This window comes from Lysinibacillus sp. NPDC095746, from assembly GCF_044763535.1.
In the GTDB taxonomy this organism is placed as follows: domain Bacteria; phylum Bacillota; class Bacilli; order Bacillales_A; family Planococcaceae; genus Lysinibacillus.
The window spans coordinates 95,073-118,042 of record NZ_JBIWGL010000002.1 but is presented as its reverse complement, the minus strand read 5'-3'; the positions used below and the strand labels follow the sequence as shown (position 1 = coordinate 118,042).

General features: G+C 36.9%; 22 protein-coding genes. 21 read left to right on the top strand and 1 reads right to left on the bottom strand.

Translation table 11 applies throughout. The annotated features are described in order from the left end of the window. The 17 genes from xseB to ACIQ7N_RS02395 all read left to right on the top strand — a co-directional run bounded on the left by xseB (position 1) and on the right by ACIQ7N_RS02395 (position 17,352). Positions 1-234: an exodeoxyribonuclease VII small subunit gene (xseB, locus tag ACIQ7N_RS02475; RefSeq protein WP_049664205.1), complete on the top strand. Its 234-nt coding sequence runs from the start codon at positions 1-3 to the stop codon at positions 232-234. 3 nt (positions 235-237) lie between these two features. Then, positions 238-1,119 (top strand): polyprenyl synthetase family protein, encoded by an 882-nt coding sequence (locus ACIQ7N_RS02470; RefSeq protein ID WP_402930064.1) that lies wholly within the window; start codon positions 238-240, stop codon positions 1,117-1,119. 164 nt (positions 1,120-1,283) lie between these two features. Further along, a complete protein-coding gene (dxs, locus tag ACIQ7N_RS02465) occupies positions 1,284-3,185 on the top strand; it encodes a 1-deoxy-D-xylulose-5-phosphate synthase (protein WP_274068546.1) in 1,902 nt (633 codons plus the stop codon). Next, positions 3,185-4,003 (top strand): TlyA family RNA methyltransferase, encoded by an 819-nt coding sequence (locus ACIQ7N_RS02460; RefSeq protein WP_132356659.1) that lies wholly within the window; start codon positions 3,185-3,187, stop codon positions 4,001-4,003. The genes dxs and ACIQ7N_RS02460 overlap by 1 nt, the downstream gene beginning before the upstream one ends. Before the next feature lie 100 nt (positions 4,004-4,103). Continuing rightward, positions 4,104-4,553 carry a transcriptional regulator AhrC/ArgR gene (gene ahrC / locus ACIQ7N_RS02455; protein WP_079561797.1) on the top strand — a complete coding sequence of 150 codons (450 nt, stop codon included), beginning with the start codon at positions 4,104-4,106 and terminating at the stop codon, positions 4,551-4,553. 35 nt (positions 4,554-4,588) lie between these two features. Continuing rightward, entirely contained in the window at positions 4,589-6,280 is a 1,692-nt protein-coding gene (recN, locus tag ACIQ7N_RS02450) for a DNA repair protein RecN (RefSeq protein ID WP_402930063.1), read from the top strand. 119 nt (positions 6,281-6,399) lie between these two features. Continuing rightward, positions 6,400-7,347 (top strand): SpoIVB peptidase S55 domain-containing protein, encoded by a 948-nt coding sequence (locus tag ACIQ7N_RS02445; RefSeq protein WP_402930061.1) that lies wholly within the window; start codon positions 6,400-6,402, stop codon positions 7,345-7,347. Between the two features lie 341 nt (positions 7,348-7,688). Further along, the gene (gene spo0A / locus ACIQ7N_RS02440; RefSeq protein WP_053483724.1) at positions 7,689-8,480 is read left to right on the top strand and encodes a sporulation transcription factor Spo0A; all 792 of its coding nucleotides are present in this window, start codon (positions 7,689-7,691) and stop codon (positions 8,478-8,480) included. A 559-nt stretch (positions 8,481-9,039) separates the two neighbouring features. Continuing rightward, the gene (locus ACIQ7N_RS02435) at positions 9,040-9,165 is read left to right on the top strand and encodes a hypothetical protein (RefSeq protein WP_274068526.1); all 126 of its coding nucleotides are present in this window, start codon (positions 9,040-9,042) and stop codon (positions 9,163-9,165) included. Positions 9,166-9,734: 569 nt separating this feature from the next. After that, positions 9,735-10,064: a hypothetical protein gene (locus ACIQ7N_RS02430; RefSeq protein ID WP_274068525.1), complete on the top strand. Its 330-nt coding sequence runs from the start codon at positions 9,735-9,737 to the stop codon at positions 10,062-10,064. A gap of 13 nt (positions 10,065-10,077) precedes the next feature. After that, positions 10,078-10,509, top strand: coding sequence for a hypothetical protein (locus tag ACIQ7N_RS02425; RefSeq protein ID WP_402930059.1), 432 nt, complete (start codon positions 10,078-10,080; stop codon positions 10,507-10,509). 810 nt (positions 10,510-11,319) lie between these two features. Continuing rightward, positions 11,320-12,171, top strand: coding sequence for an aminoglycoside phosphotransferase family protein (locus ACIQ7N_RS02420; RefSeq protein ID WP_402930057.1), 852 nt, complete (start codon positions 11,320-11,322; stop codon positions 12,169-12,171). Positions 12,172-13,179: 1,008 nt separating this feature from the next. Then, on the top strand, positions 13,180-13,482 hold the full coding sequence (locus ACIQ7N_RS02415; RefSeq protein WP_402930055.1) for a hypothetical protein: 303 nt from the start codon (positions 13,180-13,182) through the stop codon (positions 13,480-13,482). Between the two features lie 411 nt (positions 13,483-13,893). Then, on the top strand, positions 13,894-14,274 hold the full coding sequence (locus ACIQ7N_RS02410; RefSeq protein WP_132356642.1) for a PH domain-containing protein: 381 nt from the start codon (positions 13,894-13,896) through the stop codon (positions 14,272-14,274). Between the two features lie 221 nt (positions 14,275-14,495). Beyond that, positions 14,496-14,690: a hypothetical protein gene (locus ACIQ7N_RS02405; RefSeq protein WP_402930053.1), complete on the top strand. Its 195-nt coding sequence runs from the start codon at positions 14,496-14,498 to the stop codon at positions 14,688-14,690. Between the two features lie 372 nt (positions 14,691-15,062). Then, positions 15,063-16,634: a flagellar assembly protein A gene (locus ACIQ7N_RS02400; protein WP_402930051.1), complete on the top strand. Its 1,572-nt coding sequence runs from the start codon at positions 15,063-15,065 to the stop codon at positions 16,632-16,634. Then, on the top strand, positions 16,627-17,352 hold the full coding sequence (locus tag ACIQ7N_RS02395; RefSeq protein WP_402930050.1) for a glycerophosphodiester phosphodiesterase: 726 nt from the start codon (positions 16,627-16,629) through the stop codon (positions 17,350-17,352). The genes ACIQ7N_RS02400 and ACIQ7N_RS02395 overlap by 8 nt, the downstream gene beginning before the upstream one ends. A 68-nt stretch (positions 17,353-17,420) precedes the next feature. Here the strand turns inward: ACIQ7N_RS02395 and ACIQ7N_RS02390 are convergent, their stop codons facing one another. Further along, on the bottom strand, positions 17,421-17,657 hold the full coding sequence (locus ACIQ7N_RS02390; RefSeq protein ID WP_079561768.1) for a DUF2627 domain-containing protein: 237 nt from the start codon (positions 17,655-17,657) through the stop codon (positions 17,421-17,423). A 427-nt stretch (positions 17,658-18,084) separates the two neighbouring features. Here ACIQ7N_RS02390 and ACIQ7N_RS02385 point away from each other — a divergent pair, with 427 nt between their 5' ends. The 4 genes from ACIQ7N_RS02385 (at position 18,085) to ACIQ7N_RS02370 (ending at position 22,790) form a co-directional block, all read left to right on the top strand. Beyond that, positions 18,085-19,179, top strand: a complete 1,095-nt coding sequence (locus tag ACIQ7N_RS02385) for a Leu/Phe/Val dehydrogenase (RefSeq protein WP_402930048.1) — start codon at positions 18,085-18,087, stop codon at positions 19,177-19,179. Between the two features lie 147 nt (positions 19,180-19,326). Next, positions 19,327-20,754 carry a dihydrolipoyl dehydrogenase gene (lpdA, locus tag ACIQ7N_RS02380; RefSeq protein WP_402930047.1) on the top strand — a complete coding sequence of 476 codons (1,428 nt, stop codon included), beginning with the start codon at positions 19,327-19,329 and terminating at the stop codon, positions 20,752-20,754. Between the two features lie 36 nt (positions 20,755-20,790). Beyond that, complete coding sequence (locus ACIQ7N_RS02375; RefSeq protein WP_402930045.1) at positions 20,791-21,807, top strand: thiamine pyrophosphate-dependent dehydrogenase E1 component subunit alpha; 1,017 nt, start codon at positions 20,791-20,793, stop codon at positions 21,805-21,807. Then, a complete protein-coding gene (locus ACIQ7N_RS02370) occupies positions 21,807-22,790 on the top strand; it encodes an alpha-ketoacid dehydrogenase subunit beta (protein WP_274068516.1) in 984 nt (327 codons plus the stop codon). Before ACIQ7N_RS02375 ends, ACIQ7N_RS02370 begins: the two co-directional genes overlap by 1 nt. The last annotated feature ends 180 nt before the right edge of the window (positions 22,791-22,970 follow it).

Sequence of the window (22,970 nt, the reverse complement as noted above, 5' to 3'; positions counted from 1 at the left end):
GTGGCAGAGAAACAACAAACTTTCGCAGATGCAATGATGGCACTTGAGGAAATTGTCCGTCAGTTAGAGCAAGGTGATGTACCTTTAGAAAACGCGATTGATTTATATAAACAAGGTATGGAGCTATCACAATTTTGCCATAGCAAACTGCAACATGCTGAGGAGCAGTTAATTTCTATTGTCCAAGAGACAGGTGAGACTACGGCATTTGATCCACTAAAGGGAGAGAACTAAAAAATGAACGAGCAATTAAAACATTTTATTGAAAGCAACATACCTCAAGTTGAAGCTGAAATGTTTGCACTAGTCGAGAAAATTGATGCACCAGCCAATTTAAAAGAATCCATGCTTTATTCATTAAAAGCTGGAGGTAAACGTATTCGCCCACTTTTCGTATTGGCTGTTCTTGAACTTTATAATAAGGATTTGAAGGATGGTTTAACGGTAGGATCTGTAGTTGAAGTCATCCATACGTATTCATTAATCCATGATGATTTACCAAGTATGGATAATGATGATTTCCGTAGAGGGAAGCCAACAAATCATAAAGTTTATGGTGAAGCATTAGCGACACTTGCAGGCGATGCATTGAATACACTTGCGTTTGGCATTTTAGCACGCATGGATGTATCAGCTGAAAAACGCATTGAATTAGTTAATCTGTTAAGTAAAGCAGCTGGTGCAGAAGGTATGGTTGGGGGTCAAGTACTCGATATGGAAGGTGAGAAGCGTCAGTTAAACATAGCTGAGCTTGAGCATGTCCATATCAATAAAACGGGCGCTCTTTTACGATTTAGTATTGAAGCGGGAGCAGTGTTAGCTGATGTCATGCAAGAAGAACGCGAAACTTTAAAGGAATATGCGCATCATATCGGTCTTGCCTTCCAAATTCAAGATGATATTTTAGATATTGAGGGTACTACAGAAGAACTAGGTAAAACTGCAGGTAAAGATGTAGCAAGTGATAAAAGCACATACCCAGCTCTATTATCTTTAGATGGGGCAAAAGAAAAGCTTGCTGAGCATTATCAGCATGCCATTAACGCACTAGATAAATTGGAAGTAGATGCCAGCTTATTATGTGAGTTTGCAGCCTATATTGTACATCGTAAAAACTAGGGGAAAAACAAGGCGTTAAAGGCACATAATATGCTAGAATAGGTGAAGGCGTTTGCCAATGTGCAAACAATAAAGTGTTCGTACTTTTAGCATATTAATAACACTGTTATAATAGTGGAAACACAATTGCGGTGAATAATTTATTGAAAAGGTGTGTGAGAAAGGTGGATTTAAATAATATAACTAGTCCAGCCTTTTTAAAAAACTTAGATAAGAAGGGTCTTGAGCGACTTGCACAAGAAATTCGTACCTTCTTAATCGAAAAATGTTCTGTCACGGGTGGTCATATCGGACCGAACCTAGGTGTTGTGGAGCTAACGATTATGCTCCATAAAATGTTTGACAGTCCACAAGATAAGTTTTTATGGGATGTTGGCCACCAAGCTTACGTGCATAAAATTTTGACAGGTCGTGCAAATCAATTTGATACATTACGTCAGTTCAAAGGGCTTTGTGGTTTTCCAAAGCGTGTGGAGAGTGAACATGATGAGTGGGAGACAGGTCATAGCTCGACATCTTTGTCAGGAGCCATGGGTATGGCAGCAGCGCGAGATATCAAAAAAGAAAAGAGCTTCGTGATACCAATTATTGGAGATGGAGCTTTAACAGGCGGTATGGCGCTGGAGGCATTAAACCATATCGGCCATGCTAAAACAAATATGATTGTCATTTTAAATGATAATGAAATGTCAATCGCTCCAAACGTCGGAGCCCTACACAGTGTACTAGGGCGTCTTCGTACAGCTAAAGAATATTCAAAAGCTAAAGAAGAGCTGGAATCGCTCATTAATAAGATCCCAGTGCTAGGCGGTAAGCTTGCTACAACTGCTGAGCGCTTAAAGGATAGCTTAAAATATTTAGTAGTATCAGGTGTGTTCTTTGAGGAGCTAGGCTTTAAATATCTTGGTCCGATTGATGGACATGATTTCGATGCTCTTGAGTCAACATTATCACAAGCTAAAAAAGTAAAAGGCCCAGTGCTCGTTCATGTCATTACGAAAAAAGGCAAAGGTTATAAACCTGCTGAAGACGATACAATTGGTAATTGGCATGGGACAGGTCCGTATAAAATTGAAAACGGTGCCTTTGTAAAGTCCGAGGTGAAAGGTCCAGCATGGAGTAGCTTGATTGCTGAGACTGTCCGCAAAATTGCTCATGAGGATAAACGCGTTGTCACGATTACGCCAGCAATGCCAGTAGGTTCAAAATTACAAGGGATTCAAAAGGATTTCCCAGAACGTTTCTTTGATGTAGGGATTGCTGAACAACATGCAGCAACGATGGCGGCAGGTTTAGCGACACAAAACATGAAGCCGTTTTTAGCCATTTACTCAACATTCCTGCAACGTGCCTATGACCAAGTACTACATGATATCGCACGTCCAAATTTAAATGTCTTTATAGGAATTGACCGTGCAGGCTTAGTTGGTGCGGACGGTGAAACACATCAAGGCGTATTTGATATTGCATTCCTTCGTCATATACCAAATATGACAATTATGATGCCAAAAGATGAAAATGAAGGTCAGCATATGGTGAAAACAGCCATTGACTATGATGGTGGTCCAATTGCATTACGCTATCCTCGAGGCAATGGTATAGGCGTTCCGTTAGATGATGAGCTTATGGCGTTACCAATTGGTAGCTGGGAAGTGTTACGTGAAGGGAAAGATGCAACGATTTTAACCTTTGGTACGACGATTCCTATGGCAATGGAAGCAGCCAATATTTTAGCGCAGCAAGGTGTTGAGATAGAAGTAGTCAATGCACGTTTCATTAAACCAATGGATGAGGATATGCTTCACCGTATATTAACAAGCCGCAAGCCAATATTGACGATTGAAGAGGCGGTACTACAAGGTGGTTTTGGTAGTGGTGTATTAGAATTTGCCCATGACCATGGCTATTTAAGTGCAATAATTGATCGTATGGGAATCCCTGATCATTTTATTGAGCATGGTAATGTAGATCAGCTTCTCGCTGAAATTCATATGACGGCTGAGGATACAGTGGCACGTCTGCATGTGTTACTTCAACAAAAACAGCAAGTAGGTTTAAATAAATAATGACAAAACAACCAAAAGAACGTGTAGACATTTTACTTGTAGAGCGTGGACTATGTGAAACACGAGAAAAAGCAAAGCGCTCTATTATGGCAGGGCTTGTTTTTTCTAATGAAACTCGCATCGATAAGGCGGGGGAAAAAATTGCTATAGATGCACCACTACAAGTAAAAGGCTCTGATTTAAAATATGTTAGTCGTGGCGGCTTGAAGCTTGAAAAGGCGCTACAAATTTTTGATATGTCTGTAGAGGGGAAGCTAATGCTTGATATTGGCTCCTCTACAGGAGGATTTACAGATTGCGCATTACAGCATGGTGCAAGACATTGCTATGCATTAGATGTTGGTTCTAACCAACTAGCATGGAAGATCCGTTCTGATGAACGTGTAACTGTCATGGAAAAAACGAATTTTCGCTATACGACAGCGCCAGATTTAACAGAGGGCTTGCCAGACTTTGCAACAATTGATGTTAGCTTTATTTCACTATCGCTTATTTTACCTGTCTTAAAAACTTTGTTAATGCCAGGTGGCGATGTAATGGCATTGGTGAAGCCTCAGTTTGAAGCTGGGAAAGAGAAAGTCGGTAAAAAAGGCATTGTTCGTGATAAAAAAGTACATTTAGAAGTTTTAGAAAAAACTGCTGCAATGGCGACAGAGGTTGGCTTTGTCGTTAAGGATGCTTCGTTTTCACCAATTACAGGGGGCGAGGGAAATATTGAATTTTTATTCCATTTAGTGAATCCTATAGGTGATGAAGAAATTCCTGCATATACAGCTTTTAATGCACTCGTTGAAGAAGCGCATAGTGCACTAAAATAACACGTGCTCATTTACAGAGCCGTGTTTTTTCTTGTGCTTTTATGTTTAAAATGGTAGTGTAAATATACAAATATTCAACTATTTATAAGAGGTGACCGACATGAATAAAGGACAGAGGCATATACGAATTCGGGATATTATTGCCAATCATGAAATTGAAACACAAGATGATTTAGTCGATTTTTTAAAGGATGCAGGCTATAATGTGACACAAGCAACAGTATCACGTGATATTAAAGAGCTTCATCTTGTGAAAGTACCTTTGCAGGATGGCCGCTATAAATATAGCTTGCCCGCAGACCAACGTTTCAATCCAATACAAAAATTACACCGTGCGTTAGCTGATGCTTTTGTCAGCATTGACGGTGCATCACACTTTTTAGTTATGAAGGCTCTTCCTGGTAATGCCAATGCTATTGCATCACTACTTGACCATTTAGATTGGCCTGAAATTTTAGGTACTATTTCTGGAGACGATACTATTTTAATTATTTGTCGTAACGAAGATGAGCGTGAAAATACAAAAAATCGCTTATTAGAAATGCTGTAAAATAGCAGGGTAATTTGATACAGAGGTGACAATTTGTGTTAAGAGAGCTTAGTATTCGAAACTTTGCCATCATTGAGGATTTAACAGTTAGTTTTTTAGATGGTTTAACAGTTTTAACAGGTGAAACGGGTGCAGGAAAATCAATTATTATCGATGCCGTGCATTTACTTGCTGGTGGCCGAGGCAATTCTGAATTTATTCGTCATGGAGCTAAAAAGGCTGAATTAGGTGGTTTATTTCAAATTTCAAGTTCTGGGCATCCTGTTTATAAGAAACTTGAAGAGGCAGGCATAGAAATAGAAGAAGATACCATTATTTTGCGCCGTGATTTAAATGATACTGGAAAAAGTGTTTGTCGAGTAAACGGAAAACTTGTGCCGTTGTCTGTACTACGTGATATTGGGTCTAGCCTTATCGATATTCATGGACAGCATGAAAATCAAGAGCTTATGGATGAGAAACAGCATATCTATTTACTTGACCATTTTGCTGAGGAACAACTGACACCTATTCAAAATTTGTACAGTTCTCAATACGAAGAATATCGTTCATTAAAAAAAGAATTAGCTTCGATTTCGATTGACGAACAGTTAATGGCGCAACGTATTGATTTGTACCAATTCCAAATGAAAGAGCTAGAGGATGCCAATTTAAAACTTGGCGAGGAAGATGAGTTACTGGATGAACGTCGCCGTTTAATGAATTTTAATAAAATTTTCGAACGCTCGAGTGCGGCATATGAAGCTATTCAGGGTGATTCTAAAGGCCTCGACTGGATTGGCAATGCGATGGGTGCATTAGAGGATGCTGCGACAATTGACGAGCAATTTAAAGAAGCTTCAGAATCTGTCACGACTGCCTTTTATGCATTACAGGATGCTGCTTACCAGGTCAAAAATGTATTGGATGAATTAGAATTTGATCCGGCTCGATTAAATGAAGTTGAGCAACGTTTAGCCTTAATACAAAATTTGAAACGTAAATATGGTTCAACAGTTGAAGAAATTTTAGCGTATTACGATAAAATTAAAACAGAGTTAAATGAGCTTTTAAATCGAGACGAAATTTTACAAGTAAAAGAACGAAAAGTATTGGAAATGGAAGCAGTATTAAATGAACTTGCTGCAGAACTTTCTACTGTTCGAAAGGACGCTGCACATAATTTAAGTGAAGCTATTATGGCCGAACTACGTGAATTACATATGGAAAAAGCAAAATTCATTGTTAATTTTGATGAATTGCCTTACTTTGATGCAAATGGCAAAGACCAAGTAATTTTTTATATTTCTACGAATGTAGGCGAGCCGCCAAAATCTTTACCGAAAATTGCTTCTGGTGGAGAATTATCGCGTATGATGCTTGCGTTAAAGACGATTTTCTCATCCTCAAATGGCATAACATCTATTATATTTGATGAGGTAGATACTGGTGTAAGTGGTCGTGTAGCACAAGCAATCGCAGAAAAAATTGCTGCAATATCTGTTAATTCTCAAGTTTTATGTATTTCGCATTTACCGCAAGTGGCTGCAATGGCCGATCATCACTATTTTATTAAAAAAGAAGTCGAGCATGATCGAACATTTACGTCATTGCTGGAAATAGATACGAACGCTCGTATTGAAGAAATCAGTCGCATGATGTCTGGAGCGGAAATTACAGATTTAACGTTGCAACACGCCACAGAGCTCTTAAAAATGGCGAATGCACGAAAAAAACAAATGAGATAGCAAAAGAATCCAGAAACATTGTTGTTTCTGGTTTTTTTCTTTTTGCGCAAATATTTACCGCTTATAAGAACGCCACAAAAACACATAGTAAAAAGACAAAAATAAAAAGGAGGTGTCGTATGTATCGTCGTTGGCGTCAATTTGTCATTTTGCCTATGCTCATCGTTTTATTATTCATGCCCGTAAAGGCTTTTGCCGCAAAAAAGCTAATTCCGATGGGCGAAGCAATTGGTATTCAACTTCAGCTATCACATGTATTTGTAGCACATGATGTGCTGTTAGCTTCCAATCAGTGGATGAAAGGAGGCGCTGTAATTGAAAAAATAAATGATATTACAGTAAAAACACTTGTAGATGCCAAAAAAGCTGTTGCTCGGCAAGGACAACAGAAATGGACGATAAAAAGTGAAGGAAAAGAAATGACACTTGATTTACAGGAGCAAGAAGCAGAACATGTTATTTCCTTTCTAAAAGATGAAACAGATGGAGTAGGAACATTGACATACATTGATCCAGAGACAAAAAATTACGGTGCATTAGGCCACCAAATCGTTGATTCAACGTTACAAGAAGCCCCTATTTTCCATGCTGGCTCCATTTTTTTAGCTTCGATTCAACAAATTCGTAAAAGCATACCTGGTCAGCCTGGCTATAAAATATCCTCCATTGAAAAACAACATAATCGATTAGGAAGTATCGATAAAAATACAGTTTATGGAATTTTTGGCCGTTGGGAAGACGGTTATCAACAAAGTTTGCCAAAAGCAATTGAAATTATGCATGAAAAGGATATAAAAACAGGGAAGGCTGAAATCTATACTGCGATTGAGGGCAGTAAGGTAGAAACTTTTTCAATTGAAATTACCAAGGTTGAAAATGAACGCCTTGAATTTATAGTAACTGACAAAAAACTCATTGAAAAAACAGGTGGTATTTTGCAGGGGATGAGTGGCAGTCCTATCATTCAAGACGGTCGTTTTGTAGGTGCGGTTACACATATGTTTGTGGAGGAGCCAAAAAAGGGAGCAGCGCTTTCAGTAGCAGAAATGTTAAAAAAATCATCTTAAACGAAGGAGCTGCCGGAAAAGGTAGCTCCATTCTTTCATAAAAATATTTTGTTCATCAAGTATTTCGTTTATTTATGAAGCGATTAGCGACACTTTAAAAAAACTGTAGTTTTATCTCCGTTTTTTCACTAAAATAAATGATATAAGCATTCGAGGCTTTGCAGGTATTTATCATAACTTGTCGATATAAAAAGAAAGTATCGGACTACATACTCATTTTTGGAAATTGAAAAGGTTTTTAAAACAAAAATGTCGAAAATTCCAAAGTGTGCAAAAATTGCATTAGGGGATAGGTGACGCTTTGGGGTAATTCAAAGCACAGTTCAAAAGGAGGAATTTAAATGACAAAGGTTAAAGTAGCGATTGCAGATGATAATCGTGAGTTGTTAAAAACGATGGAGCAGTATTTTCAAGGGCATCCTGAAATTGAAATAATTGCAACTGCTTCAAACGGGAAAGTTTGTTTACAAATGCTAGAAGAATTCACACCAGATATTTTGCTGCTAGACATTATAATGCCTCATCTTGATGGGTTAGCTGTTTTAGAGTCGATGTATCAAAATGAACGAATGTCATCAATTCAAGTGATAATGTTAACTGCTTTTGGCCAAGAAGATGTGATGAAACAGGCTGTAGACTTAGGTGCATCCTATTTCATGCTAAAGCCATTTGAATTTGATCAATTGGTTCAAAAGATCTTACATTGTGCTGGGCAGAAGGCTACACTTCCTAAAAAGACAAGTGTTTTACAACCAGCGGCACCTCAAAAATTGAATCAGCATCAATTAGATAGCACGATAACAGCGATTATTAAAGAAATCGGCGTTCCTGCTCATATTAAAGGTTACTCTTATTTGCGAGAAGCTATCCAAATGGTGTTCGAAGATATCGAGTTATTAGGCTCTGTGACGAAAATTTTATATCCAGAAATCGCTAAAAAGTTCAATACAACACCATCACGAGTTGAACGTGCAATTCGTCATGCCATTGAAGTCGCGTGGAATCGTGGCAATTATGAATCGATTTCGTCGATGTTTGGATACACGGTACATCATTTAAAATCGAAGCCGACAAATAGTGAATTCATCGCCATGATTGCAGACAAGATTCGTATTGATATGATGGCGAGTTAAGGTTAGAGCTACAAGGGATTACAGGACTTATAGTTGATATATTATAGATTTATTTACCGATAAATCACTTTTTGAACCTATAAATAACTAAATATATGCGGGTAAATGTTAACGCACATTCATTTATTGAGTTTACGAAAATTCAAATAATGGAGGTGTGTTTTTTTTTTTGCGTAAAAAATTCTTGTCAAAAACACTAAGAATGGACATGAATTTTTGTGCTTGCTAGAGCGTTGTGGCGAGCGTTGACCAAATCTAATGAGAATATTTTAATTGTGAGCTATAAAGGCAATTCAGCGAAAGCACTCTTTGAAAAGTTAATGCAAATGAATGATGCTGTCCCAAGAAAGAAATTCCCTAATGTGTTTTTACTGCATTTGATTCAGAGGGGCAATATGTAATGAGTTTCTACCGATGAAAACATTTGATGAACGAGGAAAGAAGAAGTTGCAAATAGGCTTTATCACTTCTGAAAAACAAAGGCAATTATGATTTCAGATATGAAGGTGAGCTAGGGCTTGTGAATATCGAGTGTAAGACTACCTTTCAGCAAATGTAGATGTTCGTTGAAGCAAATGGTCGCTTAGGTAATAAGCGTGGGAATAGTGAATTGCACCATGATGATAGTGTGATTTCAACAGCATTAGCGATTCAAGGTATGAAAACAAATAAATGGTATGTATAGGAGAATCACAATGAAAGCATTTAAAAAGTATCGTGACAGAATGGAATCAATATATAACAGGCATACACCTCATAGAGCTGTACCAAGCGAATCTGAGCAATGGTTGACAAAATAGGTAGGCTTCGAGATTGAATCTCTTAAAAGGCGTTTGGGAGAGTGTGAGAAGGAGCTTGCTTTTTGTCTCAAAGCAATGCGCATTATAGGGATTCCTTTTGTTCCTGTTGAAGTTATTGAACAGCAAATAGAATCGTTATTGAATGAGATTGAACATAAGAGGAAGCAATTGGCTCTGTCAGAACAATATCTATTTTAATATAGCAGAAAAATATTACAGACATTTCCACCCCCAATAAAAGTATGATTGAGGTTGAGCTGATAGAGTTAAAGGTTCAGTCAGAAGATGTATTGCGTCCACTTTTAGATGGTAAATAACGAAACCCTTATTTGAGTTTCTTCTATATATTGATTACCAATTTTTACACGCATATAAAAAAATATGAAATATTATTCTGTAATTATGTATATTATGGTAATATATAGTTCTATAATAAAATTCAGGAGTGGTAGTTTTGGAAGAAAAAGAAATAGTTCAGAAGTCACTAGAGGAAAGATTCAATGAACAGAATAAGAATAAACAATCAAAAGCACAATATACGCTTTTTAGTGTTATAGGTTTTATTGGCGCTATTGTATCAATTAGCATGGGCTTTTATAAATTGTGTATTTATGAAAACAATGATAGTTTTAGAAGCTCTAGTAAAAATGTCTACGTTGGCGGTGATGCCTATAACTACATTATCAATGGTACATATGCAACGAGTTATTTTGTGTTAGCGGTAGTATGTATGGTATTTGCTTGTTCAATGTTAATCTTAAAGAGTATTAATCAGAATAAATAGGAGTTTAACTTTAATGAAGAAAATTACTGTAGGTTTTTTATTAGTGATTACAGCTATTTTTATTAGCGCCTGTGGAAATAAAAGCAATGCACCTGAAAATGTACGTGAGGATGTATGGAATAATGGAATACAATTTGCTATCTTTATGAAAGATACGATTAATGAAGAAAAAAATATCGAAGGATTCCATGAAGCTTTCGAAGATTACTTTACAACTTATAAAGAAGATGCAACAGAAGAAGAAAAAAAAATATTAGATGCTTTGAAAGCTACACAGCTTATTTATGGTGTGACTAAGGCGATTCAAAGTGGAAGTGGTTTTGCCACTGATGAAGGATTTAATGAAATGTATAAACATGTAGAAGAAGCGATAGGGGTTTCAAATTTAGAATATAAGAATTATGATAAAGAAGGAATGGAAAAGACGCTTTCAAAATACGAATAGATATTTAATTAAGAACATTATTTAATTAAGAACATTAAAAAGGTAGGGCAATTGCTCTGCCTTTTTGTTTTGGAGAATTTTATCTTAAGGGTAGTAATTAATTTGGTAGGTGTAGTGGTATTAAAATTTATATAGAAGATAGTATATAATGATGAAACTCTTTAACTAACAATAAATAAATGAAACTTTAGTTAAATAAAGTGTTCGAAAACCTAGATATATCAACATTTCAATTTTTAATTTGTATTATCCCTTAAGACAAATAGTGAATTCATCGCCATGATTGCAGACAAGATTCGCATCGACATGATGGCGAGTTAAGGTTAGAGCTACAAGGGATTATAGGACTTATTTAGAGAGAATTCATTGGATTTATACCGACTAATTACTGAGATCATATAACTTAATGTTAATTAATTGAATTAAACTATGAAACACATTCATTTATGGGGAATTCCCATTCATGGAAGTGTTTTTTTGGGGTTCTATATTATTTTGGGGGGTATTCATACAATTACACGCATAAAAAAAGCACAGATTCACTGATTTATATATACTTGAATTGTCGAGAAACAAGAATAGGAAGGTGAACTGTGGTAAATGAATTTTAACATGAATATCCCACGATTAAAAAGAATGTAGAGATTACAAAAAGTGACGAAACGGAATGCATATGGCTTTCGACGCTGCGATCACTTTTTAAATTTGAAGTATAAAGAAATCGGAGTTCATCTGGGTTATTGTGCTAAAAGATGACACCCCGACATTTGACTTAGAACCAATTTAATTTGCGAAGAGGAGCGATAATTTATGGATTATTTTTTAGAAATAGTAAAGGAATTTGATATACCTACAATTACAAATGAAACTTTATTGACTAAAGGAAAAACAGCTTCAACCTTTTTATTGCATACAAAAACTTCGGAAAAATATATTTTGAAATCCGTTGAAACGAAAGAGCAGGCTTACTTTGAATATAAACTTATACAACATATTAGAACAAAAAATAAAAACATTGTGAGTGAGATTTTAACTTCAAAGTTTGATAAGCCATTTACTCAAATAAATAAGAATTTATTTCAAATACAAATTTACGTACCTTCAGTAAACGAAAAAGCTCCTTTGCAAAAGGTTTTAAATACTTATCAGATGTTACAAGAATATTTAAAGGATTTTCATTATGAACCAGCGCGTCATAATCGTTTTGCAATAGATAGGTTATGGATAGATACAAAAGAACTTTTATATGAAAACTTCCCCAAAATTTATGATGAACTATGCCCATCAATTGAAAAATTAATGGTTTTAGATCATAATCAGACGAATTGGATTCATGGAGATTTAGGCGCGTGGAATATTTTGTTAACTGCTGAACGGAATGTTTGCTTCATCGATTTTAGTGAGGCGCGGAAAGGACCTAGATATTTTGATTTAGTAGCAATTTTCGCGTCATATTTACCTCTGAATTTAGAGGAATTTGATACATACACTCAAGTATTTTTTGCAGAATATGAAGTTTCGGTTAATTTGAATGAGTTCTACCAAACGTTAGAACTTTGGTATGTTAAAGGAATTTTAAGTTTATTGAAAGTCGATACTCAATCAACTAAAGAGCACATCCTTTATTTTTATAAAATTATTAAATATATAAGAAGCTTATAAAAGTTCTGCTTTTTGTCCAATGATAAAAATTGGTAATTCATTCCTGCTGTCGTAAAAGCTACGTTTGATACGTTTTCTAGAGTTTTATCAACTCTACAATACTGGTTCGAAATAAACTGGCTGGATTCGATAGTTTACGGACACATATACGACTTCGTTGGCTATCTTGCTAGTGGTAAGCCTCCGGATTGGCTAACAAACGGAATCAGTTCAACTGTCTCTTTCGTTGGTGTGCTATTGTCTGGCGGAGGTAAATGCGGCAAGAAATCGCACTACAGCGAATTAGATACTGTGCCATATATAACGGTTACTCAGCGCGTCTCCATAAAGGCGAACGAGTTTTTTTAACTGCGCGTGAGAATCGGGAATATTTGGAGGGGAAAGGTGAAAACTGTTTCGGCATAGGAATAGTTATCTGGCAATCAGTTCACCGTCCGTGGAGAAGCCGACATTGAAAAGATCGCGTATCAACTAACGAAATTAATCGAAAGACAGGGGACGCAAGTTGGCTAAAAATCGTATTGAGCTTCGGTAGATAAAACCATATTTTTCAATTTCGTGTATAATTAAAAATGAGATTTTTTTATTCAGATCAAGTAAGGAAAGTAAAGGTGATTAGGAGTGATCTAGATGGTTAGTTTGTTTGCGTTTTTTGTTTTGTTGTAATGCCATTCTTAGGGATTGTTTTTTGTTTAAATCTTGTAAATATAATTAGAAAAATTAAGAATGATACAGAAACTAAAGTGGTCTATATCAGTAATGATTATTGTGTAATATAACGAGCAGGTATCTCCTTTTATAGCGGTGCTTGGCCACTTTTTAAAGAAAGTGATTAGGTGATAGTCGAAAAATTATTCTAGAAAAAATTTTATGATGAACTATGCCCGTCAATTGAATATTAATGGTGTTGGATCATAATCAGACGAATTGGATTTATGGAGATTAAACCTGAGCAATGAAAAAAGAGGTATGATAATTAATTATGAAAGATATAGAGAGGTGATTTTGATGGAAAGTGATCTTCAAGTTATTCGCAAAGAATCGAGGCCAATAATCTTTACGCTTATTTTAGTCATAGCTACTTTTGCAGTTTTCTTTATTAGTCGTTTCGTGAATGAACCATACCTAATTATTTGTTTATGGCTATTCGCATTAATAGATATTGGATTTATTGTTTCAATGGTGATGGGAATTAGAACTAAAAAAGCAAATATTATAATTTTAAGTGTCTTTGTCAATAGTCTATGTTTTGTAATTTTGACTATATTTTTATTATTAGTTAGCTTTGGGATAGGAATTTCTGAAGCATAATAAAAAAAGCCCTTTTCGAATCTGAAACCAATGACTTTTTCATTTTCTCCAGTCTTATAGTCTTCGATAACAATGAAAGGAATAGCTGAGATTCCTTTATAGCGTTTGGCTTGGCGGAGATTGACCGGTAAAGCATATTTCAATAGCGTAGCGAAAATTTTAACGCCTTTTTTAGACAGTGTGCGCAGACTGTTTAAGATGGCGTATTTTTAATGTCTAAAAATCAAAAATTGAATGTATATATTGGATGGTTCTGTAAAAATCTAAATGTGCTTACTTTTTTAATTCGCCTAACCTGACGTTTTATGCTAATACGCAGTTAAAGGTTAACTGCAGCAGATTTACATTGAATTTATGGAAAAATAATCTCATATTTTAAATGAAGAATAAACATTTGGAGGAGGAATTTAGATGGGTTTATTTGATGGGATAATAGGTAATGCAAGTGAAGTAAATCTAGAAAAATTACGGGAAGAAGTTAAAGATTTATTAACACCTCACGAAACAATTAAACACGCTTATAAAATTATAAGAGACACTTTTATTTTTACGGATAAAAGACTTATCTTAATCGATAAACAAGGAGTAACTGGGAAGAAAACGCAATATCATTCAATTCCATATAAGAGTATTCTTCATTTTTCGGTCGAAACTGCGGGAACGTTTGATTTAGATGCAGAGTTGAAAATTTGGGTTTCAGGTAGTGAATTACCGATTCAGAAAAACTTTAATAAATCAACTAACATCTATAAAATTCAAAGTGTGTTAGCGGAATATGTATTAGGAAAGTAATAAATATAACTTCTTTCAGTAGAAGTCATATCCAAATACCTGTACCTGTCGCTACCAAAACACTTGCTGAAAGAAGTTAAAGCTTGTGACGGTTGTCACGGAATCGGAAAGGAGTTCTTGGTGAAGCAAAGATTCCAGACGCAATTATGCCGAAACTTGTCAACATACTGTGGGTCGTCTATCTTTGCTTGAACGTATATAATTATATTGGGTGATAACATATGAAAAGTGTAAACTTACAGCTTGACGAAAATAACTCGTTAGAAATAACGCAGATAGAAGAAAATTTATTTGAGATGCGACTTGGAATGAATGGAAGCATTAGTGTGTACTATATGACACGTGAACAGCTCCAGAATTTCGATCAACTTGGTGCTCCTATTCGCATTGAGGCTTTTTTAGAGAATGACTCGTAACTATATTTCAAACCTATATGAGTAGTTGATAAATGGTTTTTCAAGACACTTCCATTTAGTATTGTAGGCCTAATGTAGGTTTTTGAAAATTAAGACAGATACATTAGTATTATTTCAATTTATTAAAGATTTTGTGAATTTCCTGAATATTAACGGTGGATTTATTCAATTCGTGAAAGAGATTTTTAAAATTTGAGTAAAAAAATACCTTTTTATAGTAAAAAACGACTAAATGTGATATTGAAAATAAAAGTATATATAAATATATTGCTTACAAAGTATGGGTAAAATCTTTCTTGGTAGTGACAATTGTCTCTAAACAAATGTAATTAGATTGTATATACTTACTGTTAGAGGGAAGGAGGAGGTAACTTGATACTAGTTCGAAATGATAAATTCGAAATAACCGAAGAAAATGGTAAGGTCTATATGATTACTTACAGTGCTGGCTATCCATTAAAGGAATTTGATAGTATTTTACGTAGTCATCCCCGACTTAAATTGTCAAATTTTTCAATATTAAAAAATGTCTTAGCAACAGAAAACAATAGCCCTGTTGAAATTGGACGCTGGCTTCCAAATGTTGAAGCAGAAATTGCACGAGATAAAATGTCTGCCTCGATATTTGTATATGAAACACATGATTATATACAAGAGAATAAAGAGAAATTAACTCAACAAATTCTGGAAACAATCGAGAGCGAAGGAATTGTTTATGGAATATTAGATTTTGATATTTCTAAAATTGATCCAGGAAAAGCATTTTTAATTGCACAAGGCACACCACCTGTAGCAGGAACTGATGCACAAATTACATACTTACCTAAACCAGAGAGAAAGCCAGTAATTCGCGAAGATGGGAAAGCTGATTATTATGACATGAACTTTATTTCTGAAATTTCAGAAGGTTCTTGGCTAGGTGAAAAAATCCCTGCAACATTAGGTAAACCGGGGAAAAATGTATTGGGAGAAATTATGCCTGCTGTACCAGGCCGTGATTTTCCTATACGATACGATAAAAAATCAGCTTATGAAGTAGAAGAGGATGGAAAAACTGTCATTCGTTCTAAAATAGCTGGTGTCTTAGATGATGTTAAAGGTATGATCGGTGTTAATAGACATTTGCCGATTAATGGTGACGTTGGCGTTGAAACAGGGAATATTGAATTTAATGGCTCGTTAAGTATAAAAGGAACAGTTACATCAGGCTATACAGTCATTGCTACTGGAGATATTTCCATCGAGGGTGCTGAAAGTGTAAGCGGTGCCAAACTTATTAAATCCATTGAAGGAGACGTTTATATTCGTGGAGGGATTTTTGGTTTAGGCTCAACTGTTGTAGAGGCAGGCGGAAATATTTTCGTTAAGCATGTCAATGAAGCAAATCTAGTTGCAGCTGACAGCATTCATATAGGATTTTACGCATTAGGATCACAACTCTCTGCGCATTCAATTTTTGTGGACGAACGAAAAGGGAAAATTATTGGGGGCCGTGCGGTAGCTAAAAATACAATCGTCACTGCCATCTCAGGAAACCGTTTAGAGCGTCGGACGGACTTAATCATTGAAAGCGTTAATAAACAAGAAAGATACGCTATGATGCAAGAGAAGGCTTCACAGCTTAAATCGCTACAATCAGAAATCTCTGAGCGCGAGGGGAAAATTAAAAGCTTACTGCCTTTCCTTGATAAAATGTCTAAGGAACAAATAGCTACATTTGAGGAAACAAAACAAAGCTTAACAAAATTGAAAGCGGATGCAGTAACAATCGATCATGAGGTTAAGCTCATAATGGATGAGATGCGTCATGCTGGAAAAGAAGAAATTATTGTGACGAAGGAAGCTCATCCTGGTACCTATATTCAAATTGGCAAAAAATCATCCTTATTAAGTAAGGTGACAAATGGTAAATTTCTTCTCGAATTTGGTGAGTTAAATGTCTAGGGAATCATTCATTCCTGTATTTGCACATCGGGGGGCTTCAGCGTATACACTTGAAAATACTTTGAAGGCTTTTGAAAAGGCTTTAGAGCTAGGAGCAGATGGGATTGAATTAGATATCCAACTTTCAATAGAAGGTATTCCAGTTGTGTATCATGATCCACAGCTGTCAAGATTGGTTGGCATCAATAAGCATGTGAACGAATGTACGATAGAAGAGCTAGTAAGCTTTAAACTTGGGAAGCCATGGAGGCGATTGTTTTCAACGTTTAAAATCCCGACGTTTGATGTCGTTTTAGCTTGGGCAAATTCACAACAGCTACCCCTTAATATCGAATTAAAATCAACAATTCTTAATAATAAAAGCGCACTTATTCAAATGCTTCATGGGCTTACTTTGCCAGTTGGTAGTCATTTTTCATCGTTTCACTATGAGCTACTGGAGATTGTAAAACAATATAAGCCAAACTATGAAACAGCACTTATAGCAACAAAAAAATTAAAGTGGGATTTGCTTAGTGATTACAGAGCTATTGACAGTGTTCATATGCATAAAAGGTACTATAAGCCAAGATATTTGGAGGCTTGTGTAGCGAGTAATAAAGCATGTCGTTATTATGCAATCGATGGGGATGAAACATTTTTATTGAATCCGCATCCTTCTGTAATTGGTTGGATTACTGATTTTCCTGATAAAGTAATTGCGAAACAGCAACGATAATCATTCTTATGAATGAAGATAAAAATAGCTATCCAATAAGTCTTTTGAACTTAAAAGGATAGCTATTTTTATTTTTTTTGGAAGCGCGGAGCCACTTTTCCATTTTTTCGATCGCGGTGAAGTAAAAATCCTGCGAAAAAGCCAAAGCCTATAACAAAAAGAATAATGCCAACGACGAATTGTAGCCATAAAAATGGGAAAGGTGAGATGAGCTTACCAAATAATGTATCACGCATAAATTTAATGCCACCTGCAGCCATAAGACCTGGAATAAGCATTACAATAAATGCAGCAAAACGAGCCATGCATGTCCCCCCTTATTCCTAATTTTAATTGTACCTGTGGATATTGGAATGTCAAGGAAGCTATGTAACTGATGTACCCAAAAACTAGTAAAGACTAATAGAATAACCGTAACTGAATGTTTAGAAAATTCTTACTTAAACAAGAAAATGTAATAATAGTTGATAAATTGTGAAATTGTGAGTATTGTAAAAATAAATGGAGCATTATTATCCATTGTTAAACAATTTTAAATTCTTTCAGCTGGTGTCCAAATACTAGCTGAAAGAATTTAAAGCCTCCGGCGGATGTCGCGGAATCGGAAAGAAATGTGTAAGCATAAAGCCGTTTCCGGACGCTATTATGCTGAGGCATAATTGATATACTTATTATACTGAACTGGAATGGGCATTTGGGGATGCACTTTCAAAAGCAAAGGGGCGAGTTTTCATGGAAATCTTCAAGTATATGGAAAAGTATGATTATGAACAATTGGTATTTTGCCAAGATGAAGCATCAGGGTTAAAAGCGATTATTGCTATCCATGACACAACACTTGGGCCAGCACTAGGCGGGGCACGTATGTGGACATATGCATCAGAGGAAAATGCGATCGAGGATGCATTACGTTTAGCACGAGGGATGACCTATAAAAATGCTGCAGCTGGTTTAAACCTTGGCGGAGGAAAAACGGTTATTATCGGTGACCCATTTAAAGATAAAAATGAAGAAATGTTCCGTGCACTAGGACGTTTTATCCAAGGGCTTAATGGTCGCTATATTACGGCAGAAGACGTTGGTACAACAGTGACAGATATGGATTTAATGCATGAGGAAACAAATTATGTAACGGGAATTTCTCCGGCTTTTGGTTCATCAGGAAACCCATCTCCAGTAACTGCTTACGGGGTATACCGTGGTATAAAAGCAGCGGCAAAAGAAGCCTTTGGATCTGATTCACTAGAGGAGCGTACTATTTCTGTACAAGGTTTAGGCAATGTAGCCTACAAGCTTTGCGAATATTTACATAATGAAGGTGCAAAACTTGTTGTTACAGATATTAATCAAGCGGCAATTGATCGAGTTGTGAATGATTTTGGTGCGACTGCTGTAGGACCAGAGGAAATCTATTCACAGGAAGTTGATATTTTCTCACCCTGTGCATTAGGAGCGATTTTAAATGATGAAACGATTCCGCAACTAAAAGCAAAGGTTATCGCAGGTTCTGCCAATAATCAGCTACAAGATTCTCGCCATGGTGATTATTTACATGAATTAGGGATAGTGTACGCACCTGATTATGTGATTAATGCGGGTGGCGTAATAAATGTAGCGGATGAATTATATGGATATAACCGTGAGCGTGCGATGAAGCGTGTGGAAGGTATTTATGATAGTATCGAAAAAATCTTCGAGATTTCTAAACGTGATGGCATTCCGACATATGTTGCGGCTAATCGTTTAGCAGAAGAACGTATCGCTCGAGTATCGAAGTCTCGTAGCCAATTTTTAAAAAATGAAAAAAATATTTTACACGGTCGTTAAAAACCGTTTATTCGTTTAAAGAAGTCGCATTGTCGACTTCTTCTAACTTTGTAGTAGCTTAATAGTTTAAATGACTATAAACGGCAAGGTCAGATCATTTTTCTTAGTACCAAAGGAACAAGAGTTTTCTCAAAAGGGGGAATCCATATGGCTCAAAATTATGATGTTGTCATTTTAGGCGGAGGTACAGGTGGCTATGTTGCAGCAATTCGAGCTGCACAGTTGGGCTTAAAAACAGCTATTGTTGAACGTGAGCGCCTAGGCGGAACATGCTTGCACAAAGGCTGTATACCGAGTAAGGCCTTACTTCGAAGCGCAGAAGTGTATCGTATGGCAAATAAAACAGCTGCTGAATATGGTGTTGATATTGAAGGCGCTACATTGCAATTCGACAAAGTGCAGATAAGAAAGCAAACGATTGTTGAGCAATTGAGCCAAGGTGTGAATACACTGATGAAAAAAGGCAAAATAGACGTTTATCAGGGAACAGGTCGAATTTTAGGTCCGTCCATTTTCTCACCAATGCCTGGCACTATTTCAGTTGAAATGAATAATGGCGATGAAAATGAAATGCTCGTTCCAACAAATGTGGTCATTGCCACCGGATCAAGGCCAAGAGGAATGGCAGGACTAACAATTGACGGTAAATATGTGATGAACTCTGATCATGCACTGGAAATGGAAAATTTGCCAAAGTCATTATTAATAGTTGGCGGAGGCGTTATTGGAATTGAATGGGCCTCTATGCTTTGTGATTTTGGGGTTTACGTAACGGTCATTGAATATGGGCCATCCATTTTACCTGCAGAGGATACGGATATTGTAAAAGAGGTAACTAAGCAGCTTGAAAAAAGAGGCGTCCGAATTGTGACGAACGCCCGCTTAGATACAGGGACTTTTAAAATTGAAAATGATAACGTTTTCATTTCTGCGAAAGTCGATGATAAGGATGAATTATTTGAGGCTGATAAAGTACTGCTTTGTGTTGGGCGTGAAGCAAATACACAAGATATTGGATTAGAAAATACAGAAATAAAAGTTGAAAATGGGTTTATCAAAGTCAATAATTCGTATCAAACGCAGGAATCACATATGTATGCCATTGGGGATGTTATCGGTGGCTTACAATTAGCTCATGTTGCTTCGCATGAAGGGTTGTCTGCGATTGAGCATATTGCAACGGGGGAAACAGAGGCGCTAAATGTTCTAAATGTACCAAAATGTGTGTATTCTTACCCTGAAGTTGCGAGTATTGGCTTAACAGAGAAGGCTGCTCGAGAGCAAGGTTATTCATTGAAAGTCGGTAAGTTTCCATTCAAGGCGATTGGAAAAGCGCTAGTTAATGGAGAGACAGATGGCTTTGTGAAAATGATTGCCGATGAAGAAACGAATGATATTTTAGGTATTCATATGGTAGGACCACATGTGACAGACTTAATTGGAGAAGCATCACTTGCTAAATTATTGGACGCAACGCCTTGGGAAATTAGTCAGGCTATTCATCCACATCCGTCACTAAATGAGGTACTAGCGGAATCAGCATTAGCAGTGGATAATCGCGCCATTCATTTTTAATTTAGTGAAAGTGAAACGTCGGGAAGGGGTGTTCGTATGCAAAGTGTTCAAATTAAGCATGAGGATTTAGGTTTATCAAAAGAAGATGTACTTGCAATGTTCGAAACGATGTTAATGGCGAGAAGGTTAGATGAACGCATGTGGTTATTAAACCGTTCTGGGAAAATTCCATTTGTTATTTCTTGTCAGGGACAGGAGGCAGCACAAGTAGGGGCAGCCTTTGCTCTTGATAATAATAGAGATTATATTGCACCCTACTATCGAGATATGGGAGTTGTTTTACATTTTGGCATGACACCAAGAGATTTGATGTTATCCGCATTTGCTAAAGCAGAGGATCCAAACTCGGGTGGGCGTCAAATGCCAGGTCACTTCGGGCATAAGAAAAATCGTATTCTAACAGGCTCATCGCCAGTTACTACACAAGTTCCGCACGCGGTAGGAGTTGCTCTAGCAGGCCGTCTACAAAAAGAAGATTTTATTACTTTTGTTACGCTAGGTGAAGGCTCTTCAAACCAAGGTGATTTCCATGAAGGTGCGAATTTCGCAGGAGTGCATAAGCTGCCAGTAATTATAATGGTAGAAAATAATCAATACGCAATTTCTGTGCCTGTAGAACGTCAATTAGGCTGTGCAAAAGTATCAGATCGCGGTATTGGCTATGGTATGCCAGGTGTTACTGTTGACGGGAAAAATCCGTTACAAGTTTATAAGGTTGTGAAAGAAGCAGCTGATCGCGCGCGTAGTGGTGAAGGTCCGAGTTTAATAGAAACAGTGACTTATCGCTTAACGGCCCATTCTTCGGATGATGATGATCGTCAATATCGAACTGCCGAGGATATAGCAGAAGGAAAGGCAAATGATCCAATTCTGTTGTTTGAAAAGTACCTAACGGATGTAGGCGTTATGACAGAAACACTACGTGCTGAAATAGAAGAACGTGTCATGGCAGAGGTGAATGAAGCAACAGATTATGCAGAAGCTGCTCCGTATGCAACACCAGAGCATGCTTTGAAATATGTATATGCACCAGCGGACGGAGGTGATATGTAATGGCAGTGATGTCTTATATTGATGCGATTACATTAGCGATGAAGGAAGAGATGGAACGTGATGAGCGTGTTTTTATTTTAGGAGAAGATGTTGGTCGCAAAGGCGGAGTTTTCAAAGCAACAGCAGGTCTTTACGAGCAATTTGGTGAACATCGTGTACTTGACACGCCTCTTGCCGAGAGTGCCATTGCGGGGGTTGGTATCGGTGCTGCGATGTATGGGATGCGCCCGATTGCCGAGATGCAATTCGCTGATTTCATCATGCCTGCCGTTAATCAAATTGTTTCTGAAGCAGCAAAAATCCGCTATCGTTCAAATAATGATTGGTCTTGCCCAATGGTTATACGTGCACCATTTGGTGGCGGGATTCATGGAGCGCTCTATCATTCGCAGTCTGTAGAGGCACTTTTTGCAGGAACACCAGGCTTGAAAATTGTTATTCCATCAACACCTTATGACGCAAAAGGCTTGTTAAAAGCAGCAATCCGCGATGAGGATCCAGTACTGTTTTTTGAGCATAAGCGTGCTTATCGACTCATTAAAGGGGAAGTACCTGTCGACGATTATACATTGCCTATTGGTAAGGCAGATGTGAAGCGGGAGGGGGAAGACGTTACTGTCATTTCGTATGGTTTAGCTGTCCATTTTGCATTACAAGCAGCAGAACGCCTAGCAGCAGACGGTATTTCAGCACATATTCTTGACCTACGCACAGTATATCCACTTGATAAAGAAGCGATCATTGAGGCGGCAAGTAAAACAGGTAAAGTTTTACTTGTTACTGAAGATAATAAAGAAGGGAGCATTATGAGTGAGGTTGCAGCAATTATTGCCGAGCATTGTTTATTTGAGCTCGATGCACCAATTCAGCGCCTTGCAGGACCAGATGTTCCAGCTATGCCATATGCACCAACGATGGAAAAATATTTTATGATCAATCCGGATAAAGTTGAGCGTGCAATGAGAGAACTTGCAGCATTCTAATATAAAAGGTTCATCCACTCATGTGGTAAATAGAAGCTTTGAAAAGCTAAAATAGCTGTGATTGTTTATCTACGCGTCATAGCCTAAAGCTTATTCATTCACAGATATTTCAAGACTCTTCATCAAAAGTTCAGGATGACATTTCTGAAAACGTTATGTCGTGGCTATACAAGCCGGAAC

Excerpts from the sequence above, each read along its gene's own strand:
- ACIQ7N_RS02435 (WP_274068526.1), top strand. The coding sequence starts at position 9,040 with ATGTTCGTTGAAGCAAATGGTCGCTTAGGTAATAAGCGTGGGAATAGT.
- lpdA (WP_402930047.1), top strand. The coding sequence starts at position 19,327 with ATGGCTCAAAATTATGATGTTGTCATTTTAGGCGGAGGTACAGGTGGC.
- ACIQ7N_RS02385 (WP_402930048.1), top strand. The coding sequence starts at position 18,085 with ATGGAAATCTTCAAGTATATGGAAAAGTATGATTATGAACAATTGGTA.
- ACIQ7N_RS02470 (WP_402930064.1), top strand. The coding sequence starts at position 238 with ATGAACGAGCAATTAAAACATTTTATTGAAAGCAACATACCTCAAGTT.
- ACIQ7N_RS02460 (WP_132356659.1), top strand. The coding sequence starts at position 3,185 with ATGACAAAACAACCAAAAGAACGTGTAGACATTTTACTTGTAGAGCGT.
- ACIQ7N_RS02375 (WP_402930045.1), top strand. The coding sequence starts at position 20,791 with ATGCAAAGTGTTCAAATTAAGCATGAGGATTTAGGTTTATCAAAAGAA.
- ACIQ7N_RS02395 (WP_402930050.1), top strand. The coding sequence starts at position 16,627 with ATGTCTAGGGAATCATTCATTCCTGTATTTGCACATCGGGGGGCTTCA.
- ACIQ7N_RS02405 (WP_402930053.1), top strand. The coding sequence starts at position 14,496 with ATGAAAAGTGTAAACTTACAGCTTGACGAAAATAACTCGTTAGAAATA.
- spo0A (WP_053483724.1), top strand. The coding sequence starts at position 7,689 with ATGACAAAGGTTAAAGTAGCGATTGCAGATGATAATCGTGAGTTGTTA.
- ACIQ7N_RS02410 (WP_132356642.1), top strand. The coding sequence starts at position 13,894 with ATGGGTTTATTTGATGGGATAATAGGTAATGCAAGTGAAGTAAATCTA.
- ACIQ7N_RS02445 (WP_402930061.1), top strand. The coding sequence starts at position 6,400 with ATGTATCGTCGTTGGCGTCAATTTGTCATTTTGCCTATGCTCATCGTT.
- ACIQ7N_RS02370 (WP_274068516.1), top strand. The coding sequence starts at position 21,807 with ATGGCAGTGATGTCTTATATTGATGCGATTACATTAGCGATGAAGGAA.
- ACIQ7N_RS02415 (WP_402930055.1), top strand. The coding sequence starts at position 13,180 with ATGGAAAGTGATCTTCAAGTTATTCGCAAAGAATCGAGGCCAATAATC.
- ACIQ7N_RS02390 (WP_079561768.1), bottom strand. The coding sequence starts at position 17,657 with ATGGCTCGTTTTGCTGCATTTATTGTAATGCTTATTCCAGGTCTTATG.
- ahrC (WP_079561797.1), top strand. The coding sequence starts at position 4,104 with ATGAATAAAGGACAGAGGCATATACGAATTCGGGATATTATTGCCAAT.
- ACIQ7N_RS02425 (WP_402930059.1), top strand. The coding sequence starts at position 10,078 with ATGAAGAAAATTACTGTAGGTTTTTTATTAGTGATTACAGCTATTTTT.
- ACIQ7N_RS02420 (WP_402930057.1), top strand. The coding sequence starts at position 11,320 with ATGGATTATTTTTTAGAAATAGTAAAGGAATTTGATATACCTACAATT.